This is a genomic window from Burkholderia sp. AcTa6-5 (assembly GCF_017815075.1).
Taxonomy (GTDB): Bacteria; Pseudomonadota; Gammaproteobacteria; order Burkholderiales; family Burkholderiaceae; genus Burkholderia; species Burkholderia sola.
In genome coordinates this window covers 1-20,953 of the sequence record NZ_JAGIQE010000018.1, presented here as the reverse complement: position 1 = coordinate 20,953, position 20,953 = coordinate 1, and the positions used below count along the sequence as shown (strand labels likewise).

The 20,953-nt window shown below is 66.9% G+C and carries 19 protein-coding genes and 1 tRNA gene; 7 read left to right on the top strand and 13 right to left on the bottom strand.

The genetic code is table 11. From position 1 onward, the window contains the following. Positions 1–360 precede the first annotated feature (360 nt). Positions 361–825 (top strand): rhodanese-like domain-containing protein, encoded by a 465-nt coding sequence (locus J8I33_RS22930; protein ID WP_050013022.1) that lies wholly within the window; start codon positions 361–363, stop codon positions 823–825. Between the two features lie 122 nt (positions 826–947). Here J8I33_RS22930 and J8I33_RS22925 read toward each other — a convergent pair whose 3' ends face one another. From J8I33_RS22925 to hrpA, 5 genes are all read right to left on the bottom strand, one after another. Further along, positions 948–1,763 carry a molybdopterin-binding protein gene (locus J8I33_RS22925; RefSeq protein ID WP_074802464.1) on the bottom strand — a complete coding sequence of 272 codons (816 nt, stop codon included), beginning with the start codon at positions 1,761–1,763 and terminating at the stop codon, positions 948–950. Beyond that, positions 1,760–2,587 (bottom strand): EI24 domain-containing protein, encoded by an 828-nt coding sequence (locus tag J8I33_RS22920; RefSeq protein WP_050013024.1) that lies wholly within the window; start codon positions 2,585–2,587, stop codon positions 1,760–1,762. The genes J8I33_RS22925 and J8I33_RS22920 overlap by 4 nt, the downstream gene beginning before the upstream one ends. Positions 2,588–2,719: 132 nt before the next feature. Then, positions 2,720–3,694: a sterol desaturase family protein gene (locus J8I33_RS22915; RefSeq protein WP_124557652.1), complete on the bottom strand. Its 975-nt coding sequence runs from the start codon at positions 3,692–3,694 to the stop codon at positions 2,720–2,722. A gap of 16 nt (positions 3,695–3,710) precedes the next feature. Beyond that, positions 3,711–4,700: a beta-propeller fold lactonase family protein gene (locus tag J8I33_RS22910; protein WP_209939125.1), complete on the bottom strand. Its 990-nt coding sequence runs from the start codon at positions 4,698–4,700 to the stop codon at positions 3,711–3,713. A gap of 179 nt (positions 4,701–4,879) precedes the next feature. Continuing rightward, complete coding sequence (gene hrpA / locus J8I33_RS22905; RefSeq protein WP_209939124.1) at positions 4,880–9,085, bottom strand: ATP-dependent RNA helicase HrpA; 4,206 nt, start codon at positions 9,083–9,085, stop codon at positions 4,880–4,882. 23 nt (positions 9,086–9,108) lie between these two features. Between hrpA and argA the strand changes: the two genes are divergently transcribed. After that, positions 9,109–10,488 (top strand): amino-acid N-acetyltransferase, encoded by a 1,380-nt coding sequence (gene argA, locus J8I33_RS22900; RefSeq protein ID WP_050013028.1) that lies wholly within the window; start codon positions 9,109–9,111, stop codon positions 10,486–10,488. 51 nt (positions 10,489–10,539) lie between these two features. Beyond that, the gene (locus J8I33_RS22895) at positions 10,540–10,815 is read left to right on the top strand and encodes an oxidative damage protection protein (protein ID WP_006478357.1); all 276 of its coding nucleotides are present in this window, start codon (positions 10,540–10,542) and stop codon (positions 10,813–10,815) included. Positions 10,816–11,030: 215 nt separating this feature from the next. Here the strand turns inward: J8I33_RS22895 and J8I33_RS22890 are convergent, their stop codons facing one another. The 3 genes from J8I33_RS22890 to J8I33_RS22880 all read right to left on the bottom strand — a co-directional run bounded on the left by J8I33_RS22890 (position 11,031) and on the right by J8I33_RS22880 (position 15,595). Beyond that, positions 11,031–12,443 (bottom strand): MFS transporter, encoded by a 1,413-nt coding sequence (locus J8I33_RS22890; RefSeq protein WP_209939123.1) that lies wholly within the window; start codon positions 12,441–12,443, stop codon positions 11,031–11,033. A 168-nt stretch (positions 12,444–12,611) separates the two neighbouring features. Further along, a complete protein-coding gene (locus tag J8I33_RS22885) occupies positions 12,612–13,838 on the bottom strand; it encodes a CoA transferase (protein WP_124557657.1) in 1,227 nt (408 codons plus the stop codon). Positions 13,839–13,843: 5 nt separating this feature from the next. Then, positions 13,844–15,595: an acyl-CoA dehydrogenase family protein gene (locus J8I33_RS22880; RefSeq protein ID WP_209939122.1), complete on the bottom strand. Its 1,752-nt coding sequence runs from the start codon at positions 15,593–15,595 to the stop codon at positions 13,844–13,846. A 174-nt stretch (positions 15,596–15,769) separates the two neighbouring features. On the opposite strand from J8I33_RS22880, the gene J8I33_RS22875 reads away from it, so the two are divergent. Together J8I33_RS22875 and J8I33_RS22870 are read left to right on the top strand one after the other, a co-directional pair. Further along, entirely contained in the window at positions 15,770–16,672 is a 903-nt protein-coding gene (locus J8I33_RS22875) for a LysR family transcriptional regulator (RefSeq protein WP_209939121.1), read from the top strand. Between the two features lie 98 nt (positions 16,673–16,770). After that, positions 16,771–16,845 (top strand) — tRNA-Val (locus J8I33_RS22870). Between the two features lie 92 nt (positions 16,846–16,937). Here J8I33_RS22870 and J8I33_RS22865 read toward each other — a convergent pair. Both J8I33_RS22865 and J8I33_RS22860 read right to left on the bottom strand, forming a co-directional pair. Next, entirely contained in the window at positions 16,938–17,327 is a 390-nt protein-coding gene (locus J8I33_RS22865) for a helix-turn-helix domain-containing protein (protein ID WP_209939120.1), read from the bottom strand. A 66-nt stretch (positions 17,328–17,393) separates the two neighbouring features. Next, on the bottom strand, positions 17,394–17,648 hold the full coding sequence (locus J8I33_RS22860) for a hypothetical protein (RefSeq protein ID WP_209939119.1): 255 nt from the start codon (positions 17,646–17,648) through the stop codon (positions 17,394–17,396). Between the two features lie 360 nt (positions 17,649–18,008). Here J8I33_RS22860 and gvpU point away from each other — a divergent pair, with 360 nt between their 5' ends. After that, complete coding sequence (gene gvpU, locus J8I33_RS34575) at positions 18,009–18,467, top strand: gas vesicle accessory protein GvpU (RefSeq protein WP_245172338.1); 459 nt, start codon at positions 18,009–18,011, stop codon at positions 18,465–18,467. Positions 18,468–18,660: 193 nt separating this feature from the next. Then, positions 18,661–19,107, top strand: a complete 447-nt coding sequence (locus J8I33_RS22850) for a hypothetical protein (protein WP_209939118.1) — start codon at positions 18,661–18,663, stop codon at positions 19,105–19,107. Between the two features lie 503 nt (positions 19,108–19,610). Here J8I33_RS22850 and J8I33_RS22845 read toward each other — a convergent pair. The 3 genes from J8I33_RS22845 to J8I33_RS22835 all read right to left on the bottom strand — a co-directional run. Continuing rightward, positions 19,611–19,814, bottom strand: coding sequence for a hypothetical protein (locus tag J8I33_RS22845; RefSeq protein WP_124557644.1), 204 nt, complete (start codon positions 19,812–19,814; stop codon positions 19,611–19,613). Between the two features lie 205 nt (positions 19,815–20,019). Then, positions 20,020–20,274, bottom strand: coding sequence for a hypothetical protein (locus J8I33_RS34570; RefSeq protein ID WP_245172336.1), 255 nt, complete (start codon positions 20,272–20,274; stop codon positions 20,020–20,022). Positions 20,275–20,554: 280 nt separating this feature from the next. Continuing rightward, positions 20,555–20,953 (bottom strand): aminotransferase class III-fold pyridoxal phosphate-dependent enzyme (locus tag J8I33_RS22835; RefSeq protein ID WP_209939117.1); only part of this gene is annotated, 399 nt, incomplete at its 5' end.

Below are 20,953 nucleotides of genomic sequence, written 5' to 3'. Positions count from 1 at the left end.
GCCTCGTTTATCGAGCTGACCGGGGTCTTGCTTTGGCGCAGCGCGCCCCGATTCGACCGAATTCTATATAGCAGCTTCCGTGCCAACCATCGCAAAACCGACGCGAATCACGCCGGCCCGCGCCGCAGCGGGGCTTCGCTGCGCGATTCCGGGGCCGGGCGCCGCACCGGCGATGGCGACGTCGCACCGATATGGTGCAATCGATCGGACACATCCGCACAACGCGATCATTCTGGTGCACGCCGTCCATTCTGCACCGTTTTGGTGAGCGCGTGTCCGGCGCGCGCCGTGCCGCATCCGGACGTTCGTGCAGCGACGTCGCGCTAGAATGGCCGTTTGACCGATACGGAGACCCCTGCCATGAGTACGCTGGACCAGCTTTACGCGAAGGCCGACGAACGCCGCGCACAAGGCGCGCTCAACTATGCCGGCGCGCTGCTGCCGGTCGAGGCATTCGAACTGCTGCAGCTCGATCCATCCGCGCGCCTCGTCGACGTGCGCACGCGCGCCGAGCTCGACTGGATCGGCCGCCCGCTCGTCGGCGACGGCCAGTACCTGCACGTCGAATGGACGCGCTACCCGGGCGGCGTGCCGAACGCCGAATTCGTCAACGAACTGAAGGCGGCCCTCCCGGCCGATACGCCGATCCTGTTCCTGTGCCGCAGCGCCGCGCGCTCGAAGCTCGCGGCGGTCGCGTCCGCGCAGGCCGGCTTCACGAAGGCGTTCGACCTGCTCGAAGGCTTCGAAGGCGCGAAGGACGCCGAAGGCCACCGCAAGACGGTCGACGGCTGGTGCTTCCGCAAACTGCCGTGGATCGGCGCCTGACGGCGCGCCGCGCCCGCCGGTTGCGACAGCCTCATCGTCGAGCCGGGCGATGACATGCCGATGACGGGCCGCGTTGTGCGGCCCGTTGCTTTTGGTGCGGCCGGGTTGTTGCAGGCCGCCGCTCAGGCGCGCGGCGTGTCGGGCTCGACGACGTCGCCGCCGAGCAGGTGCACGCCTTCGCGCAGCTTCACGAACGCGGCCGCGACCGCTTCCGGCTCGCCCTTCACGCCGAGATCGATGTGACGGCGCGCATAGATGCCGCCGCGCTCCGCGTCGCCGACGCTCGGCAGGCTGAACACGCGCACGCCCGGGAAATCGCGCTCGATCTTCTCCATCAGCGGCGTCAGCGTCGATTCCGGCAGCTCGAACACGTACAGCGAGCGCTCGGCATGCGGCGTCGCGTGATGCAGATGCGCGTACTTCGTATCGAGCACCCACTCGATCATCGGCCATGCCATCACCGGGAAGCCCGGCACGAAGTGAAGATCGCCGACCGAGAAGCCCGGAATCCGGTTATAGCCGTTCGGGATGATCGTCGCGCCGGCCGGGAACACGCCCATGTTGAAGCGATGCTGGTTCTCCGGCGACTCGAAGTCGACCGGCGTGGCAGGATCGGTGTGCGTTTCGCGGATCCGTTCCGAAATCAACGCCTTCGCTTCCGGGTGCAATTCGAGCGGCACGCCGAGCGCGGCGGCCGCGCACTGGCGCGTATGGTCGTCCGGCGTCGCGCCGATCCCGCCCGTCGAGAACACGATGTCGCCCGACGCGATCGCACGCGCGAGCGTCGCGGTGATGCGCGCGGGATCGTCGCCGACGTATTCGGCCCAGTCGAGCGCGAGGCCGCGCGCGCCCAGCAGTTCGATGACCTTCGCCAGATGCTTGTCCTGCCGGCGGCCCGAAAGGATTTCGTCGCCGATGATGATGATGCCGATGCTCATGCCTGCCCCATGTCGATTGCGGTGGCGCGCGCACTCGCGCGCAGGTCTTCCAGCGCGCGCAGGCAGTAGTGCCCGAACCACAGCGCCGAGAAGACGAGGATGAAAGCGTAAACCCAGATCATGGCGGCCGCGACGAACGGGAACAGCACCATCATCCAGACCGACGAGACCCACACGAAGGTCGGCACGGTGCCGAGCAGCCCGGTCGCGACGCCGATGCCGATCAGCGGCCAGCGATGCCGGCGCACGAGCGCGCGGCGCTCGTCGCGGCTCGCGTGCAGCGCGAGCGCGTCGTAGGTCATCACGCGGTACGTGAGCCAGCCCCAGATCACCGGCGGCAGCAGCGCGAAGAACGGCGGAATCAGCCACAGCGGGATCGTGACGACGAGCAGCACGACGCCGACGATCGCCGCGCCGAGCGAATTGACCACGCTGCCGAGGAAGGTGCCGCCCCGCTTCGGCTCGAGCGCCGCGAACTGCCGGTTCGACAGGTGCTTGATCACGACCGGCATCGAGATCGTCGCGATCAGCAGCAGCACGGTCAGCACGATCAGCGGGATCGCGAGCGACACGACCACGAACGGCGCGACGACCGCATGCAGCTGCGACATGCCGATCGCATCGAACGCGCGATACAGCGCGGCCGTCAGCACGAAACCGTCGAGCGCGCCGCGCGCGAGATCCAGCAGCGTCTGCCACGAGAACCACAGCACGACGCCCCACAGCAGCGCCGACACGACGAACGGCATCAGGGTGAGCCACAGCATGCGCGGATGCAGCGCGCTGGCGAGCGCCCGGACGAAGGAACGCAGCAGGTCGTTCATGCGAGCCTATGAAATCTGGATTGACGGAGAAAAACGGGGAAAGCATAAACCACGCGGCCCGCGTGCGCCAAAGCGCAGGCGGGCCGCGTGGGAAAGTCGTTCACCGGGAGAAAGGCCCGATCGGGATGGGAATCAGGCCGACGCCGCGCCGCGCTTCGCGGGGAACAGGCGCCGGAAGATCCGCACGAACGCGAGGCCGTGCTGCGACCAGAAGCCGTCGCCGTAGGACACGCCCTCCACCTGCTCGCGGATGCCGGTCGGCTCGACCGTGCGGTTCCACGACGCGGTGCCGAACATCATGTCCCACCACGGGAACAGCACGCCGAAGTTGCAGCCGTACTTGGTGCCTTCGTGGCCGTAGCCGACCGCATGGTGGCGGCGGTGGAAGATCGGGCTGACGAGCAGACGCTCGCCGATGCGGCCGTACGACAGCCGCGCATTCGTATGCTGGATGCTCTGCAGGAAGTTCGTGACCGCGGTCAGCACGACGAACTGCGACGGCGTCACGCCGATCACGAGCGCGATCGCCGCGAAGAAGCACGACTGGAGCACGTCGTCGAGCAGGTGATTGCGGTCGTCGCACCACAGCGACATCTGCCGCTGGCTGTGATGAACCGCGTGCAGCTCCCACCAGATGCCGAACTTGTGCTGCCAGCGGTGATACCAGTAGCCGGCGAAATCGAGCACGACGAGGTAGATCGCGAACGCGACGATCGGCTGCGAGGTCACGCCCGGCCACAGATAGTCGAGGTTCACGTTCGCGACGCCGTGCAGGCGCAGCCACGCCTGGAGGTTGTCGAACACCGGCTGCAGCGCGAAGAAGAAGAACAGCGTGTAGATGCCGAGCTTCGAGATCGCGGTGTAGATCACGTCGACCCGCACCGCACGGCGGTTCTTCCAGCGCTCGACCGGCAACAGCGCCTCGAGCGGGCGCAGCAGCGCGAACATCAGCACCATCTGCAGCGCGCCGACGATCACCCAGTACAGCGCATCGTAGGTGTCCTCGTCGTAGTCCATCAGGTTGAACTTGAAGAGGAGCGGCTGCACGACGTCGACGTACAGCCAGGTCTGGATGTCCGACACGAACGCATCGATCAGGTGCAGCATCGTTCGCCTCCGCCCGTCACGCGCCGTTCGCCGCCTTCCACGGCGCGCGGTCGTAGAAGTAGATGCCGTGCGGCGAGCGGCCGACGGCGATCGTCTGCACCAGCTTGCGCGAGGCCAGATCGATGATCCCGACCTTCTTCGCGAAACGGAACGTCACCCACAGCGTCTTCTTGTCGGCGGACAGCTCCATGTCGTCGGGGCCCGGCAGCAGGCCGGTGATGTCGCCGACCTTGGTGAGCGTGATCTCGTCGATGATGCTGATCGTGTTCGCGACGCGGTTCGTGATCGCGACGTGCGTGCCGTCGGCGAGCGAGCGGAAGTTGTGCGCGCCCTTGCCCGTCTGGATCGTCTTCACGATCTTCTGATTGCGCCAGTCGACGACCGCGACGTAATCGGCGCCCGTCATGCCGACCAGCAGGTATTTGTCGTCCGGCGTCATCCACAGGCCCGCCGGCACCTTGCCGACCGGCATCTTCCACTTGACCGTCTGCGTCGCGAGGTCGACCGCCGCGATCTCGCCGGACACCTGCAGCGACACGAGCACGGTCTTGCTGTCCTTCGTGAACGCGAGGTGGCTCGGCATCACCGCGAGCGGCAAGCGCTTCACGAGATGCAGGTCGCGGCCGTCATAGCTGTAGATGTCGAGCCGGTCGAGGCGCAGCCCGGTCGACACGAACCACTTCTTGTCGGGCGAAAAGCCAAGCTGGTAAGGATCCTCGATGCCTTCGACCGTGCGCTGCAGCTTGCCCGTCTTCGGATCGACGAACATCAGGCTGTTCGAGACCGAATTTGCGACGATCAGCGACGAATTGTCGGGCGTCGCCATCAGATGGTGCGGCTCCTTCCCGGTCGGCATCGTGGACACGACCTCGCGGGACTGCTGGTCGATCAGGGAAAGCGTCGCTTCGGCCGAATTGAGGACGATCACGTTATTCGCGTGTGCGGCGGGCGCCAGCACGGCGACGGCCAGCGCAAGCGTGCGGCCGAAGGAAAGGAAAGTGCGCATGAAGACTCACGTCGTGGAACAGCGGTCATTGTAGAACGTTCGGCGGGCCCCTCCGGTTGACCCATGCCGGTATTGCGCCGCTTTTGCGCCGCCTGTGCGTCACCTCGCCGCACGCCGCGGCGGCGGGACGAGCCGCCGCGGCCGGCGTCGCGGTGCAGGCCCGGCCAACCGACGTCGCGCTAGCGCTGCATCGACTCCCAGACCTTGTGCAGACGCTTGACAGAGACCGGCATCGGCGTGCGCAGTTCCTGCGCGAACAGCGAAATCCGCAGTTCCTCGAGCAGCCAGCGGAATTCCGCGAGCCGCGCATCGGCGACGCCGCCACGCTGAGACACCGCGCGCTGGTACTGCTGGGCCAGGGGCAGCAGGTCGGCCGACTGCTTCGCGTCGCGCGCCGGATCGGCCTTCAGCTTGTCGATCCGCAGCGCGATGCCCTTCAGGTAGCGCGGGAAATGCGCAAGCTGCGCGTAAGGCGTGTCGATCACGAAGCGCTTGCCGACCAGCGCGGCCAGTTGCTGCTGCAGGTCCGCATGGGCCTGCGCGAACGGCTTCGCCTGCGCGAGCTTCTTCACGAGCCCCGCGTATTCGGCCAGGATCTGTCCGACGAGCCGCGCGATTTCCTGCGCGAGCAGGTTCAGGCGGCTGCGGCCCTCGTCGCGGCGCGCGTGGAAGCTCGCGTCGTCGTCGGGCAGCGGGTCCTGCAGGCATGCGCGGTCGAGCGCCGTGTCGATCAGCTGGTCGCGCAGCTCGTCCTGCGTGCCGAGCGACATGTACTGCATCGCCATCTCGCGCAGGCCCGGCAGGTTCTTTTCCAGGAACTTGATCGGCTCCTTCAGCTGCAGCGCAAACAGCCGCCGCAAGCCGGCCCGGTGGATGCGCGCGGCCTCCTCCGGCGAATCGAACACCTCGACGTCGCAATGCGTGCCGCGGTCGACGAGCGCCGGATAGCCGTACAGCGTCTGGCCGCGCCGGCGGATTTCCAGCAGCTCGGGCAGCTTGCCGAAATTCCACGTCGTCAGGTTCTCGTACAGCGCGGTCGCGCCGGTTTCGGCCGGGGCGGCCGTCTGCGGCGCCGCGCCCTTGCCCGGCTTGCCGCCTCGCGCCGCCGAACCCGGCGGGGCGGCAGGCGCGGCCGTGTCGCCTGCGTCGCCCGCGCCCGCGTCGCCGCCGGTCGCGATCGTCGACGCCGCCGCGATCTTCTGGAACTGCTGTTGCGCCTGCGCGCCCAGCTCCTGGCGAAGCTGCGCGAGATTGCGCCCCATCGCGAGCTGGCGGCCGTGCTCGTCGATCACCTTGAAATTCATGAACAGGTGCGCGGGCAGCGTCTCGAGCTTGAAGTCGGCCGTTTTCATCGCGACCTGCGTCTCGCCGCGCACGTCGGCGATCAGCGCCTCGACGAGGCCGCCCGCGCCGAAGCGCTCGCGCCCCATCCGCTCGACGAAACCGGCCGCGTACTCGGGCAGCGGCACGCAGTGCCGGCGCAGCTTCTGCGGCAGCGACTTCAGCAGCAGTTGCACCTTCTCCTTCAGCATCCCGGGCACGAGCCACTCGCAGCGGCGCGCGTCGACCTGGTTCAGCGCGTAGAGCGGCACCGCGAGCGTCACGCCGTCGCGCGGCGTGCCGGGCTCGAAGTGGTACGTAAGCGCCATCTCGACGCCGGCCATCGTCGCGCGCTTCGGGAACAGGTCGGTCGTCACGCCGGCCGCCTCGTGGCGCATCAGGTCGTCGCGCGACAGGTACAGCAGCCGCTGCTTGTCGTCGGGCAGACCGCCCTTCTTCACCTCGTCGCGATACCAGCGCTCGAACGCGGCGCCCGTATGGATGCCTTCCGGGATCGCGTGGTCGTAGTACGCGTAGATCAGCTCGTCGTCGACCAGCACGTCCTGGCGGCGCGACTTGTGCTCGAGCTGCTCGATGTCGGCGAGCAGCTTGCGGTTGTGCGCGAAGAACGGCAGCTTCGTGTCGAATTCGCCTTCGACCAGCGCGCCGCGGATGAACAGCTCGCGTGCGCGCGCCGGGTCCTGCTTGCCGAACGCGACGCGCCGCCGGTGGTAGATCGGCAGCCCGTACAGCGTCGCGCGCTCGAACGCGCTGACCTGCGCCGGACGCTTCTCCCAGTGCGGCTCCGACAGCGATTTCTTCAGCAGGTGCGCGCCGATCTTCTCGACCCACTCCGGCTCGATCTTCGCGAGGCAGCGCGCGTACAGCCGGCTCGTCTCGACGAGCTCGGCCGCCATCACCCAGCGGCCGGCCTTCTTCGCGAGCGCGGAGCCTGGCCACAGGTAGAACTTGATGCCGCGCGCGCCGAGGTAATGCGGATCGTCGTCGGCCTTCATCCCGAGGTTGCCGAGCAGGCCCGTCAACAGGGCCAGATGAATCTGCTCGTACGTGGCTTCGGCTTCGTTGAGCCGCCAGCCGTGCTCGCGCACCACCGTCAGCAGCTGCGAATGGACGTCGCGCCACTCGCGCAGCCGCAGGTGCGACAGGAAGTTCTGCCGGCACGCGTCGATCAGCTGGCGATTCGACTTCTTGTGCGCGACGGCCTCTTCGAACCACGCCCAGATCTTCAGCCACTGCAGGAATTCGGAGCGCTCGTCCGCGAACCGGCGATGCGCCTGGTCGGCCTGCTCCTGCGCTTCGATCGGGCGATCGCGCGGATCCTGCACAGACAGCGCGCTCGCGATGATCAGCACCTCGCGCAACGACTGCTGGTCGCGCGCGGCGAGAATCATTCGGCCGACGCGCGGGTCGAGCGGCAGCCGCGCGAGCTCGCGGCCGAGCGGCGTCAGCGCGTTGTCGTCGTCGACCGCGCCGAGCTCGTTGAGCAACTGATAACCGTCCGCGATCGCGCGGCCGGGCGGCGGTTCGAGGAACGGGAACGATTCGATCGCGGTCAGGTGCAGCGACTTCATCCGCAGGATCACCGACGCGAGCGACGAGCGCAGGATTTCCGGATCGGTGAAGCGCGCACGCGCCTGATAGTCGCTTTCCTCGTACAAGCGGATGCACACGCCGTCGGCCACGCGGCCGCAGCGGCCCGCGCGCTGGTTCGCGGCGGCCTGCGAGATCGACTCGACCTGCAACTGCTCGACCTTGTTCCGGTACGAATAGCGCTTCACGCGTGCAAGGCCGGTATCGACCACGTAGCGGATGCCCGGCACCGTCAGCGAGGTTTCGGCCACGTTGGTCGCGAGCACGATCCGGCGCGCGTTCGACGCCTTGAACACCTTGTCCTGGTCGGCCGCCGACAGCCGCGCGAACAGCGGCAGGATCTCGGTGTGCGGCGGATGGTGCTTGCGCAGCGCCTCGGCCGCCTCGCGAATCTCGCGCTCGCCGGGCAGGAACACCAGCACGTCGCCGGGGCCTTCGCGGCACAGCTCGTCGACCGCGTCGACGAGCGCGTCCATCAGGTCGCGTTCGGCTTCGCGCGCGCTCTTCACGCGATCGCGGCCGCCCGTGCCTTCGGCGTTCTTCACGGCCGGGCGATCCTCGGCCACCGGCCGGTAGCGCATCTCGACCGGGTACAGCCGCCCGCTCACCTCGATCACGGGCGCCGGACGTTCGTCGGTGCCGAAATGGCGCGCGAAGCGATCGGCGTCGATCGTCGCGGACGTGACGATCAGCTTCAGGTCCGGCCGCCGGGGCAGGATCTCCTTCAGATAGCCGAGCAGGAAGTCGATGTTCAGGCTGCGCTCGTGCGCCTCGTCGATGATCAGCGTGTCGTACGCTTTCAGCAGCGGATCGGTCTGCGTCTCGGCGAGCAGGATGCCGTCCGTCATCAGCTTCACGGACGCGCCCGGCGCGAGATTGTCGGTGAAGCGCACCTTGTAGCCGACCACCTCGCCGAACGGCGTGCCGAGTTCCTCGGCGATGCGGCGGCCGGTCGACGACGCGGCCAGGCGCCGCGGCTGCGTATGGCCGATCAGGCCGGTGCCGCCGGCGCCGAGGCCGCGGCCGAGATCGAGACAGATCTTCGGCAACTGCGTGGTCTTGCCCGAGCCGGTTTCGCCGCAGACGATGACGACCTGATGACCGGCGATCGCGCGCGCGATTTCGTCGCGCTTGCCCGACACGGGCAGGCTTTCGGGGTAGGTGATCGGCGGGACGGGATTCGGCGGGACTGCCGCGCGCGGCGCACGCTCGCGGCGCGGGGCGCGCTCGCCGGTTGCCTGCGGCGCGCCCTTCGCGGCCGGCTGGCGCGCGTCGCCGCGCCGTTCGTCATGGCGCGGCCCGCGCGGCGCGGGTGCCGGCTTGCCCGCCGGCTTGTCCTGCTGCTGGCGCGGCGGCTGGCCCTGCTGCTCGCGCGCATCGGCCGCACCATCCGGGTGCTTCGCCGACGGCGTATTGGCCCGCGTCGGCGCGGGACTTTTAGAAACATTCGACATGGGGGCGCATTATAATCCCGCCCATGAATTCCCAAACCGACCTCCCTCCCGCCCAGACCGGCGCCGCGACGCCGCCGGCCGCCGACGATTCGGCCGCCAGCCACGCGCAGTTCGTCGACTGGATGCGCTCCGTCGCGCCCTATATCCACAAGTTCCGCAACAGCACGTTCGTCGTGGGGTTCGGCGGCGAGGTGGTGCAGCAGGGGCTGCTGAATGCGCTCGTGTCCGACATCGCGCTGCTGCAGGCGATGGGCATTCAGATCGTGCTGGTGCACGGCTCCCGCCCGCAGGTCGAGGAGCAGTTGAGCCTGCACGGTGTCGAATCCGAGTTTTCGCACGGGCTGCGCATCACGGATGCGCGCGCGCTCGAATCGGCGAAGGAAGCGGCCGGCGAAGTGCGCCTCGACATCGAGGCCGCGATCAGCCAGGGTCTGCCGAACTCGCCGATGGCGCACGCGCACATCAGCGTCGTGTCGGGCAACTTCGTGACCGCGCGGCCGGTGGGGATTCTCGACGGGGTCGATTTCGCGCACACGGGCATCGTGCGCAAGATCGACGCCGAATCGATCCGTCATTCGCTCGCGAGCCGCAAGCTCGTGCTGCTGTCGCCGCTCGGTTTCTCGCCGACCGGCGAGGCGTTCAACCTGTCGATGGAAGACGTCGCGTCGGCGGCCGCGATCGCGCTGCGCGCCGACAAGATCATCTTCCTGACCGAAGGGCCCGGCATCGTCGGCGACGAAGGCGAGCTGGTGCGTGAAATGTCGCTCGACGCGGCGGCCGAGCTGCTCGATTCCGGCAACATCCAGGGCGACGACGCATTCTTCCTCAAGCATTCGATCCGTGCATGCCGCGGCGGCGTGACCCGCGCGCACCTGATCCCGCAATCGCTCGACGGCAGCATGCTGCTCGAACTGTTCCTGCACGACGGCGTCGGCACGATGATCTCGTACGAGAACCTCGAGAGCCTGCGCGAGGCGACGCCGGACGACGTCGGCGGCATCCTGTCGCTGATCGAGCCGCTCGAGTCGGACGGCACGCTGGTGCGGCGCGGCCGCCACCAGATCGAACGCGACATCGACCACTTCTCGGTGATCGAGCACGATGGCGTGCTGTTCGGCTGCGCGGCGCTGTACCCGTACCAGCAGGAGAAGATCGGCGAGATGGCGTGCCTGACGGTCGCGCCGGAAGCGCAAGGCTCGGGCGACGGCGAACGTCTGCTCAAGCGCATCGAGCAGCGTGCCCGCGCGCGCGGCCTCACGCACATCTTCGTGCTCACGACGCGCACCGAGCACTGGTTCCTCAAGCGCGGTTTCGTCAAGGTCAGCGTCGACGACCTGCCGGAAGACCGCCGCAAACTCTATAACTGGCAGCGCAAGTCGCTCGTGCTGATGAAGCAGCTCTGAGCGCAGGCACGACTGCCCTTCCCCCCAGACCGATTACAGGAGAAGTACACGATGGCTCGAATGATCCAATGCGCGAAGCTCGGCAAGGAAGCCGAAGGCCTCGATTTCCCGCCGCTGCCGGGCGAACTCGGCAAGCGCATTTACGAGAGCGTCTCGAAGGAAGCGTGGCAAGGCTGGCTCAAGCAGCAGACGATGCTGATCAACGAAAACCGCCTGAACATGGCCGACCCGCGCGCACGCCAGTACCTGATGAAGCAGACGGAGAAGTACTTCTTCGGCGACGGCGCGGACCAGGCGTCCGGCTACGTGCCGCCGACGGAAGGCTAAAGCGACGCGACTCGCGACGGCCGCGCCGTACCGGCGGCGTCGCGACGTGAAGCCGATGTCCAGGCAAACGGCACCGTGTATCGCACGGTGCCGTTTGCTTTTGGGAATGCGTGGTCCGGCGTCAGCGAAGGCAACGCGACGCGCGGCCCGCCGGGCGCCCGATGCCGCGGAATCGCCGAATCGCCACCTCGCCGCATCGCACCGGCCTGCCCCGCTCAACCTGCCGGCTTCAACGTGCCGCGATCGTCGGGTTGCGCGGCTTCGCCTGCGAGGCTTCCCGCCCCCGTACTCTCGGTGCCCCACTCGGCCGCATCGCTGCGCTCGGCGCTCGACAGTTCGTCGGCGCGATACCCGGTGCGATCGAGCAGCGCCAGCATGCACGCGAGCGACACGAGCGCATAGAGCCCCGACGCGACCGCGACGCCGACGATGCTGCCGGTCGCGTTGAGGATCGCCTGTGCGAGCACCGGCGTGCCGCCGCCGACGACCAGCGCGCTCAACTGATACGCAAGCGACAGGCCCGTATAGCGGATGTTGGCCGGGAACACGCGCGCGAGCACGCCGCCGACCGCGCCGTAGAACATCGCCGACGGAATCGTCGAAATGCACATGCCCGCGACGGCGACCCAGTACGAACGCGTCGCGAGCGCATGGAACATCACCGGCATCAGCACGATCTCGGGAATCAGGATCCAGCACATCGCGCGCCGCATGTCGACTTTCGACACGAACCACGCGCCGACCGGCTGCATGAGGAATTGCACGACGAGCGAGATCGACAGGATGCCGAGGAACGTGCCCTGCGCGTAACCGAGCTCCCTGGTCGCCCACGACAGCGCGAACGTGCTGCGGAAATACGTGACGTTGATCACCGGCAGCGTGCCGGCCGCGAGCAGCACGACGACCCAGTGGTCGCGCACGACGTCGCGCAGCGGCAGCTTCACCGTGCGCTTGCGCGCGAGCACGCGCTGCATGTCGATCGACTCCTCGAGCCGCAGCCGGATCACCATCCCGATGATCACGAGCACCGCCGACAGCAGGAACGGAATGCGCCAGCCCCACATCAGGAACGACGGCGTCGGCAGCGCGCTCAGCGCGAAGAACGCGGCCGTGGCCAGCAGGTTGCCGGTGGGCGAGCCCTGCTGCGCGAACGCCGCATACAGGATGCTGCGATGCTTCGGCGCATTCTCGCTCGCGATCAGCACCGCGCCGCCCCACTCGCCGCCGACCGCGATGCCCTGCAGCACGCGCAGCACGACGAGGCCCGCGGGCGCCCATACGCCGATCGACGCATAGCCGGGCAGCAGGCCGATGCCGGTCGTCGCGAGCCCCATCATCACCAGCGTGATCACGAGCGAGGTCTTGCGGCCGACGCGATCGCCGAGATGGCCGAACACGATCCCGCCGAGCGGCCGCGCGGCAAAGCCGGCCCAGAACGTGACGAACGCGAGCAGCGTCGCGACGCCGGGGTCCATCGTGCTCGAAAAGAACACCTTGCCGAACACGAGCGCGGCGGCCGTGCCGTAGATGTAGAAGTCGTACCACTCGATCGTGGTGCCGACGAACGCCGCGAGGGCGGCGCGGCCGGGCCGCGGCTGTGCGGCGGGCGGGGATTGCGGACGGCTCATCGATGTCTCCATGTTTGTTCGGCTGCGCGACTGTCGCGCGCGTTGCCGGGCGGCCGGCGTCGCGCCGCCGGCTGGCGGGATTGCGCTACGTTGCGTTGCCCCGGGGTTGCCGTCGATGTTGCGATCGGTCGGTTCGGGACGACTCTCATCTGCAGGGGCCCTCGCCCGTCACGTCTCGTCCGGCGCGACCTTCAGCACGCCGGCATGGAGCAGTTGCTGCTGGAGCGCGCGATCGATGCCGAGACGGTCGAGCACCGCGCGCGTGTCGCGGCCGAGCGCGGGTGGTGCCGACCGGTAGGTGGCCGGCGTGCGCGACAGCTTCACCGGCGACGCAGTGCCGCGATACGCGCCGATCTCGACGAACAGCTCGCGGTGCAGCGCATGGGGATCGCGCGCGACGTCGGCCACCGTGCGCACCGGCCCGCATGGCACGCCGGCCGCCATCAGGTCGCGCGCGAGCGGCTCGCACGCGTGCGCGGCGAGCCGCGCTTCCAGTTCGACCTTCAACTGCGGCCGGTGCGCGCAGCGGCTGCGGTTATCGACGAAGCGCGGGTCGCTGGCGAGCGCCGGCGCCCCGAGATGCGCGACGAGCCGCGCGAACTGCCGGTCGTTGCCCACCGCGAGGAAAATCGGCACGGTCGCCGTGCGGTAGCTGTCGTACGGTGCGATGTTCGGATGCGCGTTGCCGCTGCGTTCCGGCACGCGGCCCGACCCGAAGAAATTCGGCAAGTGCGGATGCAGCAGCGACACGCCGCAGTCGTACAGCGCCACGTCGATCGACTGGCCACGCCCGCTCTTTTCGCGCTCCGCGAGCGCCAGCAGGATGCCGGCGAGCGCGTTCAGCCCCGTGACCATGTCGACGATCGGCAAGCCGATGCGTGTCGCGGCGCCGTCGCGCTCGCCGTTCACGCTCATCAGCCCGGCCATCGCCTGGATCACCGCGTCGTAGCCCGGCAGGCCGCCGAGCGGGCCGTCGTCGCCGAAGCCCGTCACCGCGCAATGGATCAGCCGCGGGAAGCGCGGCTGCAGGTCGCGTGCGTAATCCATCCCCCAGCGCGCGAGCGTCCCGGGCTTGAAGTTCTCGACGAGCACGTCGGCGTCTTCGAGCAGGCGCCACAGGATCGCGCGCCCTTCGTCGTGCGACAGGTCGAGCGCGAGCCCCTCCTTGTTGCGGTTCACGCCCATGAAGTACCAGGCCGTGTCGCCGAGGAACGGCGGCCCCCAGCCGCGCGTCTCGTCGCCGTCGGGCGGCTCGATCTTGATCACCGTCGCGCCGTGGTCGGCGAGCGCCTGCGTGCAGTACGGGCCGCCCAGCACGCGGCTCAGGTCGACGACCTTCAGGCCGTCCAGTGCGCCGCGCGTGGTGTTCGGCGTCGCCGCCTGTGTCGCCGTCATCGTGCTCATCGTTCGACCTCCGGCAGCAGGTCGAGCGCCATGTCGAGCGGCACCGGCGTGCCACGCAGCAGCGCATCGGACGCGGCCGATTCATCGTCGAGCGATGCCGGCGCGAGCGGATCGACCGGCAGCAGCTTGTGCCGCACGATCAGGTGCGCGAGCGCGAGACGCCTGAAATCCGGCGCGAGCCGCGCGCCCTCGCAGGCCATCAGCACGGCCGCGCTCGCGTAATACAGCGCGGACGCGGCCTGCCGCACGCGCGCGTCGTCGCCTTTGTCGACGACCCGCATGAGCGCGTCGCACGCCCGCGCCAGAATGCGCCGCAGCGCCGTGCGGCTCGCGTCGGGCAGCGGCGCCGCGCCCAGACGATCGCCGAGGAACGTGCGCAGCGCGTCGAGCGCATGTTCGCGCTGCGCGGCGCGCGCGACGTCGAGCGCGACGATGTTGCTCGTGCCTTCCCAGATCGAGCCGAGGTGCGCGTCGCGCACGAGCCGTGCGTCGCTCCATTCCTCGATATAGCCGGTGCCACCGCGCACTTCCATCGCGTCGCCCGTCACGCGGCGCGCGTCGCGGCAGGCGCGGAACTTGATCAGCGGTGTCAGGATCCGCACGCAGCGCGCCGCCTGCTCGTCGCCCGCATCCGCGTGCGGCAGCAGCAATGCGATCTGCATGAACATCGCGCGCGCGGCCTCGGCCGGCAGCAGCATCTTCATCAGCTGGCGCTGCATCAGCGGCATCTCGATCAGCTTGCGGCCGAACGCGTCGCGATGCGCGGCGACGTGCAGCGCTTCGTTCAGCGCGCGCCGCATCAGCCCGGCCGCGCGCACGCCGTTCGACAGACGCGACATGTTGATCATGTCGGCCATCTGGTGAAAGCCGCGGCCGATCTCGCCGATCAGGTAGGCCTGCGCGCCTTCGAGCGCGATCTCGCCGCTCGCCATCGAACGGCTGCCGAGCTTGTCCTTCAGGCGCACGATCCGGTAGCGGTTGCGCGTGCCGTCCGGCAGCGTCTTCGGCAGCAGGAACAGCGCGAGACCCTTGATGCCGTCCGGCGCGCCGTCGGGCCGCGCGAGCACCATCGCGAGATCGGCGTCCGCGTTCGAACAGAACCACTTGTCGCCGGTCAGGCGCCAGACGGTCTCGCCGTGCGCGTCGGTTTCGCGGGTCGCGCGCGTCGCGATCCGGCCGACGTCGGAGCCCGCCGCCTGCTCGGTCATGAACATCGCGCCCTGATACAGCGTGTCGAAGTCGTGCGACGCGAGCCTCGGCAGGTAGCGCGCGACGAGCTCGGGATCGCCGAAGCGGCGCAGCGTGCGCGTCAGCGAATCGGTCATGCTGACCGGGCAGCACAATCCGAATTCCGCCTGCACGAACAGGAACGTCAGCGCGTACTTGACGAGCGGTGGCACCGCGTCGGGCTGATGGCTCAGCGACGCGAGCCCGAGTTCCGCATACGCGACACGTTCGAGCGCGACGTACGCCGGATCCTTGTCGATCCGCTGCACGGCCTCGCCGCGCCGGTTGCGATGCTCGAGCACGGGCGGATGCTTGTCCGCACGCGACGCCCATTCGTCGAGTTCGCCCGATACGCGCGCGCCGAGCGCGCGCAGCCGCGGCTCGAGTTCGGCATAGTGCGCGTCGCCGAGATGCAGCTTCAGCAACGCGCCGAGATCAGGATCGACGGTGAAGAAATTGAGACCCCGGCTGTCGGGGATATTGGATGCGCCGGGGTCCGGCGTGCGAGCGGTGTCGTTCATGCGTGCGTCTCCTGGATTGCCTGCGCAGGGGCCCGGGCCGCGTGCCGCAACGCCCGGCCGGTCCTGCGTCAAGCCTTCCGAAGAGCGTAGGCGTGCGGTCGATAAGCGTCCAATACAGGATTTATCCGGTACGATAGATATCGCTTATCGATGCCGACGCCGGGAGGAGACACCGTGGAACTGAGGCAGTTGCGCTACTTCGTGGCGGTCGCCGAGGAGCTGCATTTCGGGCGCGCGGCGAAGCGCCTGTTCATCTCGCAGCCGGCGCTGAGTTTCGACATCCGCAAGTTCGAGGACGCGCTCGGCGTGCAGCTCTTCTCGCGCACCAACAAGACCGTCGCGCTAACCAACGCGGGCGAGGTGCTGCTCGGCGAAGCGCGCCGGCTGCTGCTGCAGGCGACCGAAGCCGAGCGCCTGACGGTGCGCTCCGCATCGGGCCTCGCGGGCCGGCTGCGGATCGGCTTCGTCCACTCGATGCTGTATCGCGGGCTGCCCGATGCGGTGCGGCGCTTCGAGGCCGACTATCCGGGCGTCGAAGTCGTGCTGAGCGAGATGAACACGCACACGCAGGTGCAGGCGATCCAGCGCGGCCAGATCGATCTCGGCTATGCGCACTGGGGCCGCTTTCCGCCCGACGTCGAATCGGCGCCCGTCTATGCGGAGCCGTTCGTGTGCTGCCTGCCGGCCGCGCATCCGCTCGCGCGGCGCCGGCAGATCGCGCTCGCCGCGCTCGCGACGGAACCGTTCATCCTGTTTCCGCGCGACGCCGCGCCGCACTATCACGACCTGATCATCGCGCAGTGCGTGAACGCGGGATTCAGCCCGGTGATCCGCCACGAGGCCCGGCTGTGGCAGACGATCCTGTCGATGATCGAGTTCGGGATGGGCATCGCGCTGGTGCCGCGCGTGCTGCAGCAGGCGAAAAGCGACCGGCTCGCGTTCGTGCCGCTGAAGGACGCGTCGCTCGAATCGCGCACGCTCGCGCTGAAACGCAGCGGCACCGCCGAACCGGTCGCGCTGCGCTTTGCCGGCTACGTGCGCGCATCGATCGACGCGCTGCCCGCGCTCGCGGGCTGAGCATGCGGCCTGAGAACCGGTGCTTGCGGCTATTTGAAAAAATTTGCAGAAAGGGCTTTACGAACCCCAAAAGCTCTGACATAATTTGATTCTTCTTTGGGCGGTTAGCTCAGCGGTAGAGCACTGCCTTCACACGGCAGGGGTCACTGGTTCGATCCCAGTACCGCCCACCAAAGAATTCCTTAAAGATCAAGGGCCTAGGTTTTCAGACCTAGGCCCTTTTTCTTTTCGTACGGAACATGTACGGAAACGCCTTTCCCGAATTTTACTCCTTGGCGCGCTCATTTCGTGTGATCAACGCGATGAGGCTTTCCCCCGTCACCCCACTGGACCGCACGCCAATCTTCACGAGCTTGAGCTTGCCAGCGCGGGCCAGATTGTAGACAGTCGCCTTCGACACGCCGAGCCGCTGCATCACATAGGCCACGCGATACAACGAGTCGGGTCGCAGTGCAGGCGCAGCCGCCGGCGGCGCACCGGCAGTCGCCACTCCTTGCGTGCGCACCGGCGGGGTCGGGGCGCGCTCACGTAGCTGCGCGGCGACGCGGCGCGCAATTCGATCCGCGAGCAGGTCGAGCAAATCCTCGCACAGCACCAGGTCGCGACCGGTCGCCACGGCCGTTCCTGCCTTGAAAGTCTTCGATACGTAGGGCATGTCCACTCCTTCGATGTCGATTACCTGGCACGGTGCCCCGCCCTTTCCGGCGAGGCGCGCACGTGTTCAGTCCCAGCCCATAGCCTTGTTGATCGCGACGCCGAACTCGTCAGTCGCTGCCTCGGCCCGCTGCCAAAACCATTCAGCGCCCGGGACGGTATCAAGCCGGATCTTCTGTTCGAGCGCACCACGAAGGGCAAAGATGCACGTACGGAGTTCTCCCTGCAGAGCGTGGATGGCCGCGATGTCGCGCGACGACACCGACACTTGATCAGGAATACTACCGATAGGGAAAGCGTTCTCGGAAACGTGGAACGTCATGATGGGCTCCGTATGCGATCGCATCGCCCCGCTGTCAAACGGGGTGGGCAGCGACAAGCAGAGTTGACAGACCGGGGCATACGGAACCCGGCAGGCCGAAGCCTCTCCACTCGCGCCACCCATAGAAGATGCACAATCTCAGACGAAGAAAAACCGCCATTGCGAGCGGTTTGCCGCCGCATGCATTCGGGCTGTCAAACCCGGCCGACGTTGTTTGCGTCGACGGGTTCAGTATAGATCCAATTCGAAATAAAGTGCAATAAAATCAAAGGTTAAGCAACGCTGTACGCCCTGTACAGCAGCGCTTTACAATTACTTTGGCCTTTATGGCCACTACTCCATAACCACAGAGACCACATCATGACCGATACATCTCCGGAAAACACACAAAACGACATCAACAGCCCGCAGCAGTTGCCTCATGCTACGACCGACTGGTTTCTACAGTCCTTGGTCAACATTGTGAATCGCACTAAGGGCACCTTCGGCATCACACTCAACGTCGGTGGCCAGTTGATTTCAGGGCAACTCGTAGGCGGTAAGCAGTATTTTGAGGGCTTCGCGGATGCGTTCGCCAGCGCTCTTCCCGATACGATCGACACCAAAGGCGTACGCGCGTCATTCGCAAGCCACGGCGGCATTTACATAAACGAAAACGACGAGCCGAACGACTTGCCTCCGCCACAATACATTCACATAAAGGGGGCACGGTTCTTCTCTAATTCGGGCAATCCGATACCTGGTAATGGCGGCGTCTGGTGGCGTGGTCGCATCAGCGAAGTCGACGGCTTTTGCCTAGGCGAACTGTCGGCAGACTAAGGAGTGTTGGCCGTTAGCCGCCACACTTGAAACTTCAAGGTGATCTGCACGCGCCATGCAGCAAACGAAACTTTGAATCGTAAAATGTATGACGTGCTGATCACCGCACACGTTACGGCTAGAATGCGCTCACCGACGACAACGCAACGGGGGCGCTGTGATTCCAACTCGACGCTATGCATTCGCCGCGTGCGTGAGCGCGGTGATAGTCTTCTCGGCGCCCGCCGACGCGCAAGCAGTCAACGCTCGTGCACGCCTCGTCACGACCTGGCAAGCAAAGGATCTCACGGGTAAATCGGCGGCCGTAGAGCGCCTCGCTGCACTCGAAGAAATGGACGAAGTTTACGACCGTCCCGGCGACAACTGCACGCAATTCATCGGGCCCGTCACCGTCGAGGGCATCCAGTTCACACCGAGCGGCGGCACTCTCGAAACGTTTCGATTCACTGACAAGAACGGAACCCAATGGTCCGTGCCAACGAACATCGGCCGCCTATCGAACGTCGACCGACAACGCGCGAACAGCCTCATCCGCGTCGGTAAGCGCTACCTCGTGCACGTACAGGTGTGCGGCAGCGGCGGAATCGCAAGCTTGGTCAGCATGTACGACACAACCGTAAATTTCGGTCCAATTCGCTGACCTCGTTTGGTCAGGTGCCGGCTATCGCCTGCGACAGCCGGCACACATCACGGCATCGTGAACAGCAGCGGATTGCCGGCTGCCGCGAAGGGTTGGAAATGTGGCAAACAGTGAACGCGCCGCTTGGGCAATCGGTATTCGCTCGCAATACCGCATCGATGCCACTTTCGTATTCTGCCAGGCGACCGGCCTTTTTTCTTACTTGCACTCGCCCGACTCGGACAATGCCTATCTCTGCCGGCAGTCGAACGCCCCATTGCCGCACGGGTACAGCTGAAGGCCGTGTCCGACGCCTAGTTTGGACGGGGGCTGGCGCCGGCGATACGGAACCAATCGAAATGCTATGAAAGCAATTCGACGGGACAGAACTTTCCGTATCGTTCACATCTGAAGGTCGCGCGGGCACAGGCGCACTCCGCTATAGCCGGGATGCATCGGTGTCTTATCTCGACCGGCTCCGCATCTGTCCGACACGCTAAGGCGCACCGCCGACGTTCCCAGGACTAACGCTTGCGCCGTCGCGGATCGATGCCGTTTTGTTCGAGTAGCTTTCGCAGGCGGGCGTTATCGCCCCATAGCGTTGCGAACGCGATCAGCATCATGACGGTGGGGAACCATTCGCCGGTTCCGGCGATGATGGCCCAAGCGACGGCGAAACAGACTATCGCCGTGCCGATGAGAAGTAGGCGGTCGGCAATCCACTTCATCGCGCACCTCGGATCGCCGTGTTCATCTTCAACCCGAAATAGCTATGCGGGCCGGGCGCGAGAACCTCCGGATGCTGCAGGATTTGCGCCATGACGAGCGGATGAATCGCCAGCCCATAGCGTGTGCCCCATCGAGCGACTGCAAGCGACGTGTTCGCGTTGCCCTTGCCTGCGCCGCACGCCAATGTCGAATCGGTTGCGACCATCAGGCTACGATGACCGCGCCCAGATAAGCGCTGCCAAGGATCGAGCCGACAACACCGACCTTTTCGACTAGCGTAGTCGCACCGAGCATTTCGCCCACCGTCGCGTCGGGGCCAAGCGCCTTTAGCGTCCCCATCATCGTACTGACAGCCGCAACCGACGTTTGTACCGTCGCGAAAAGCGTTGTCGGAACGGGCATATGCAGCGCGGTCATGTTCGTCTGGAAGGCTTCAAAGAAGCTCGGGCATGTCGGCATGGGTAGCTCCCCGGATCAAGCGCATGATTTTCGCATACCTGCCACGTCGGCCTACCTGTCACCGTTGACAGGCAATTCACTAGACCAGCGGCAGTTTGTTCATTGGCGCTACGAAAGAACGAGCCCGATTCGCCTTTTACCTGCGACGGCGCCCACCAAAGAATTCAAGGGCCTGCGTCTCACGACGCAGGCCCTTTTCGTTTTGGCGGCGCGCGTGTCCGCCCCGATACGGGCGCCGCGTCATTCGACGCCGCGCCTTCCGCACGCAGGTGTGCCGTGCTTACCGCATGTCCCCCACCCGCTCCGCCGTCGCATCGAGTGCGCGCTTCGCCTTGTCGACGATCTCGTCTACCTCCGCCTCGCGGATCACGAGCGGCGGCGACAGCAGCATCCGGTCGCCGGTCGCGCGCATGATCAGGTTGCCGTTGAAGCAGAAGTCGCGGCAGATCGTGCCGATATCGACACTCGCATCGAACCGCTCGCGCCGCTCACGATCGCGCGCAAGCTGAACGCCAGCAACCAACCCGCTCCCCGCGATCTCGCCGACGATCGGATGGTCGCCCAGCGCGTCGCGCAGCCGGCGCTGGAAATACGGCCCGATATCGGTCTTCACGCGCTCGACGATCCCCTCGTCGCGCAGCAGCTTCAGGTTCGCGACCGCGACGGCCGCCGCCACCGG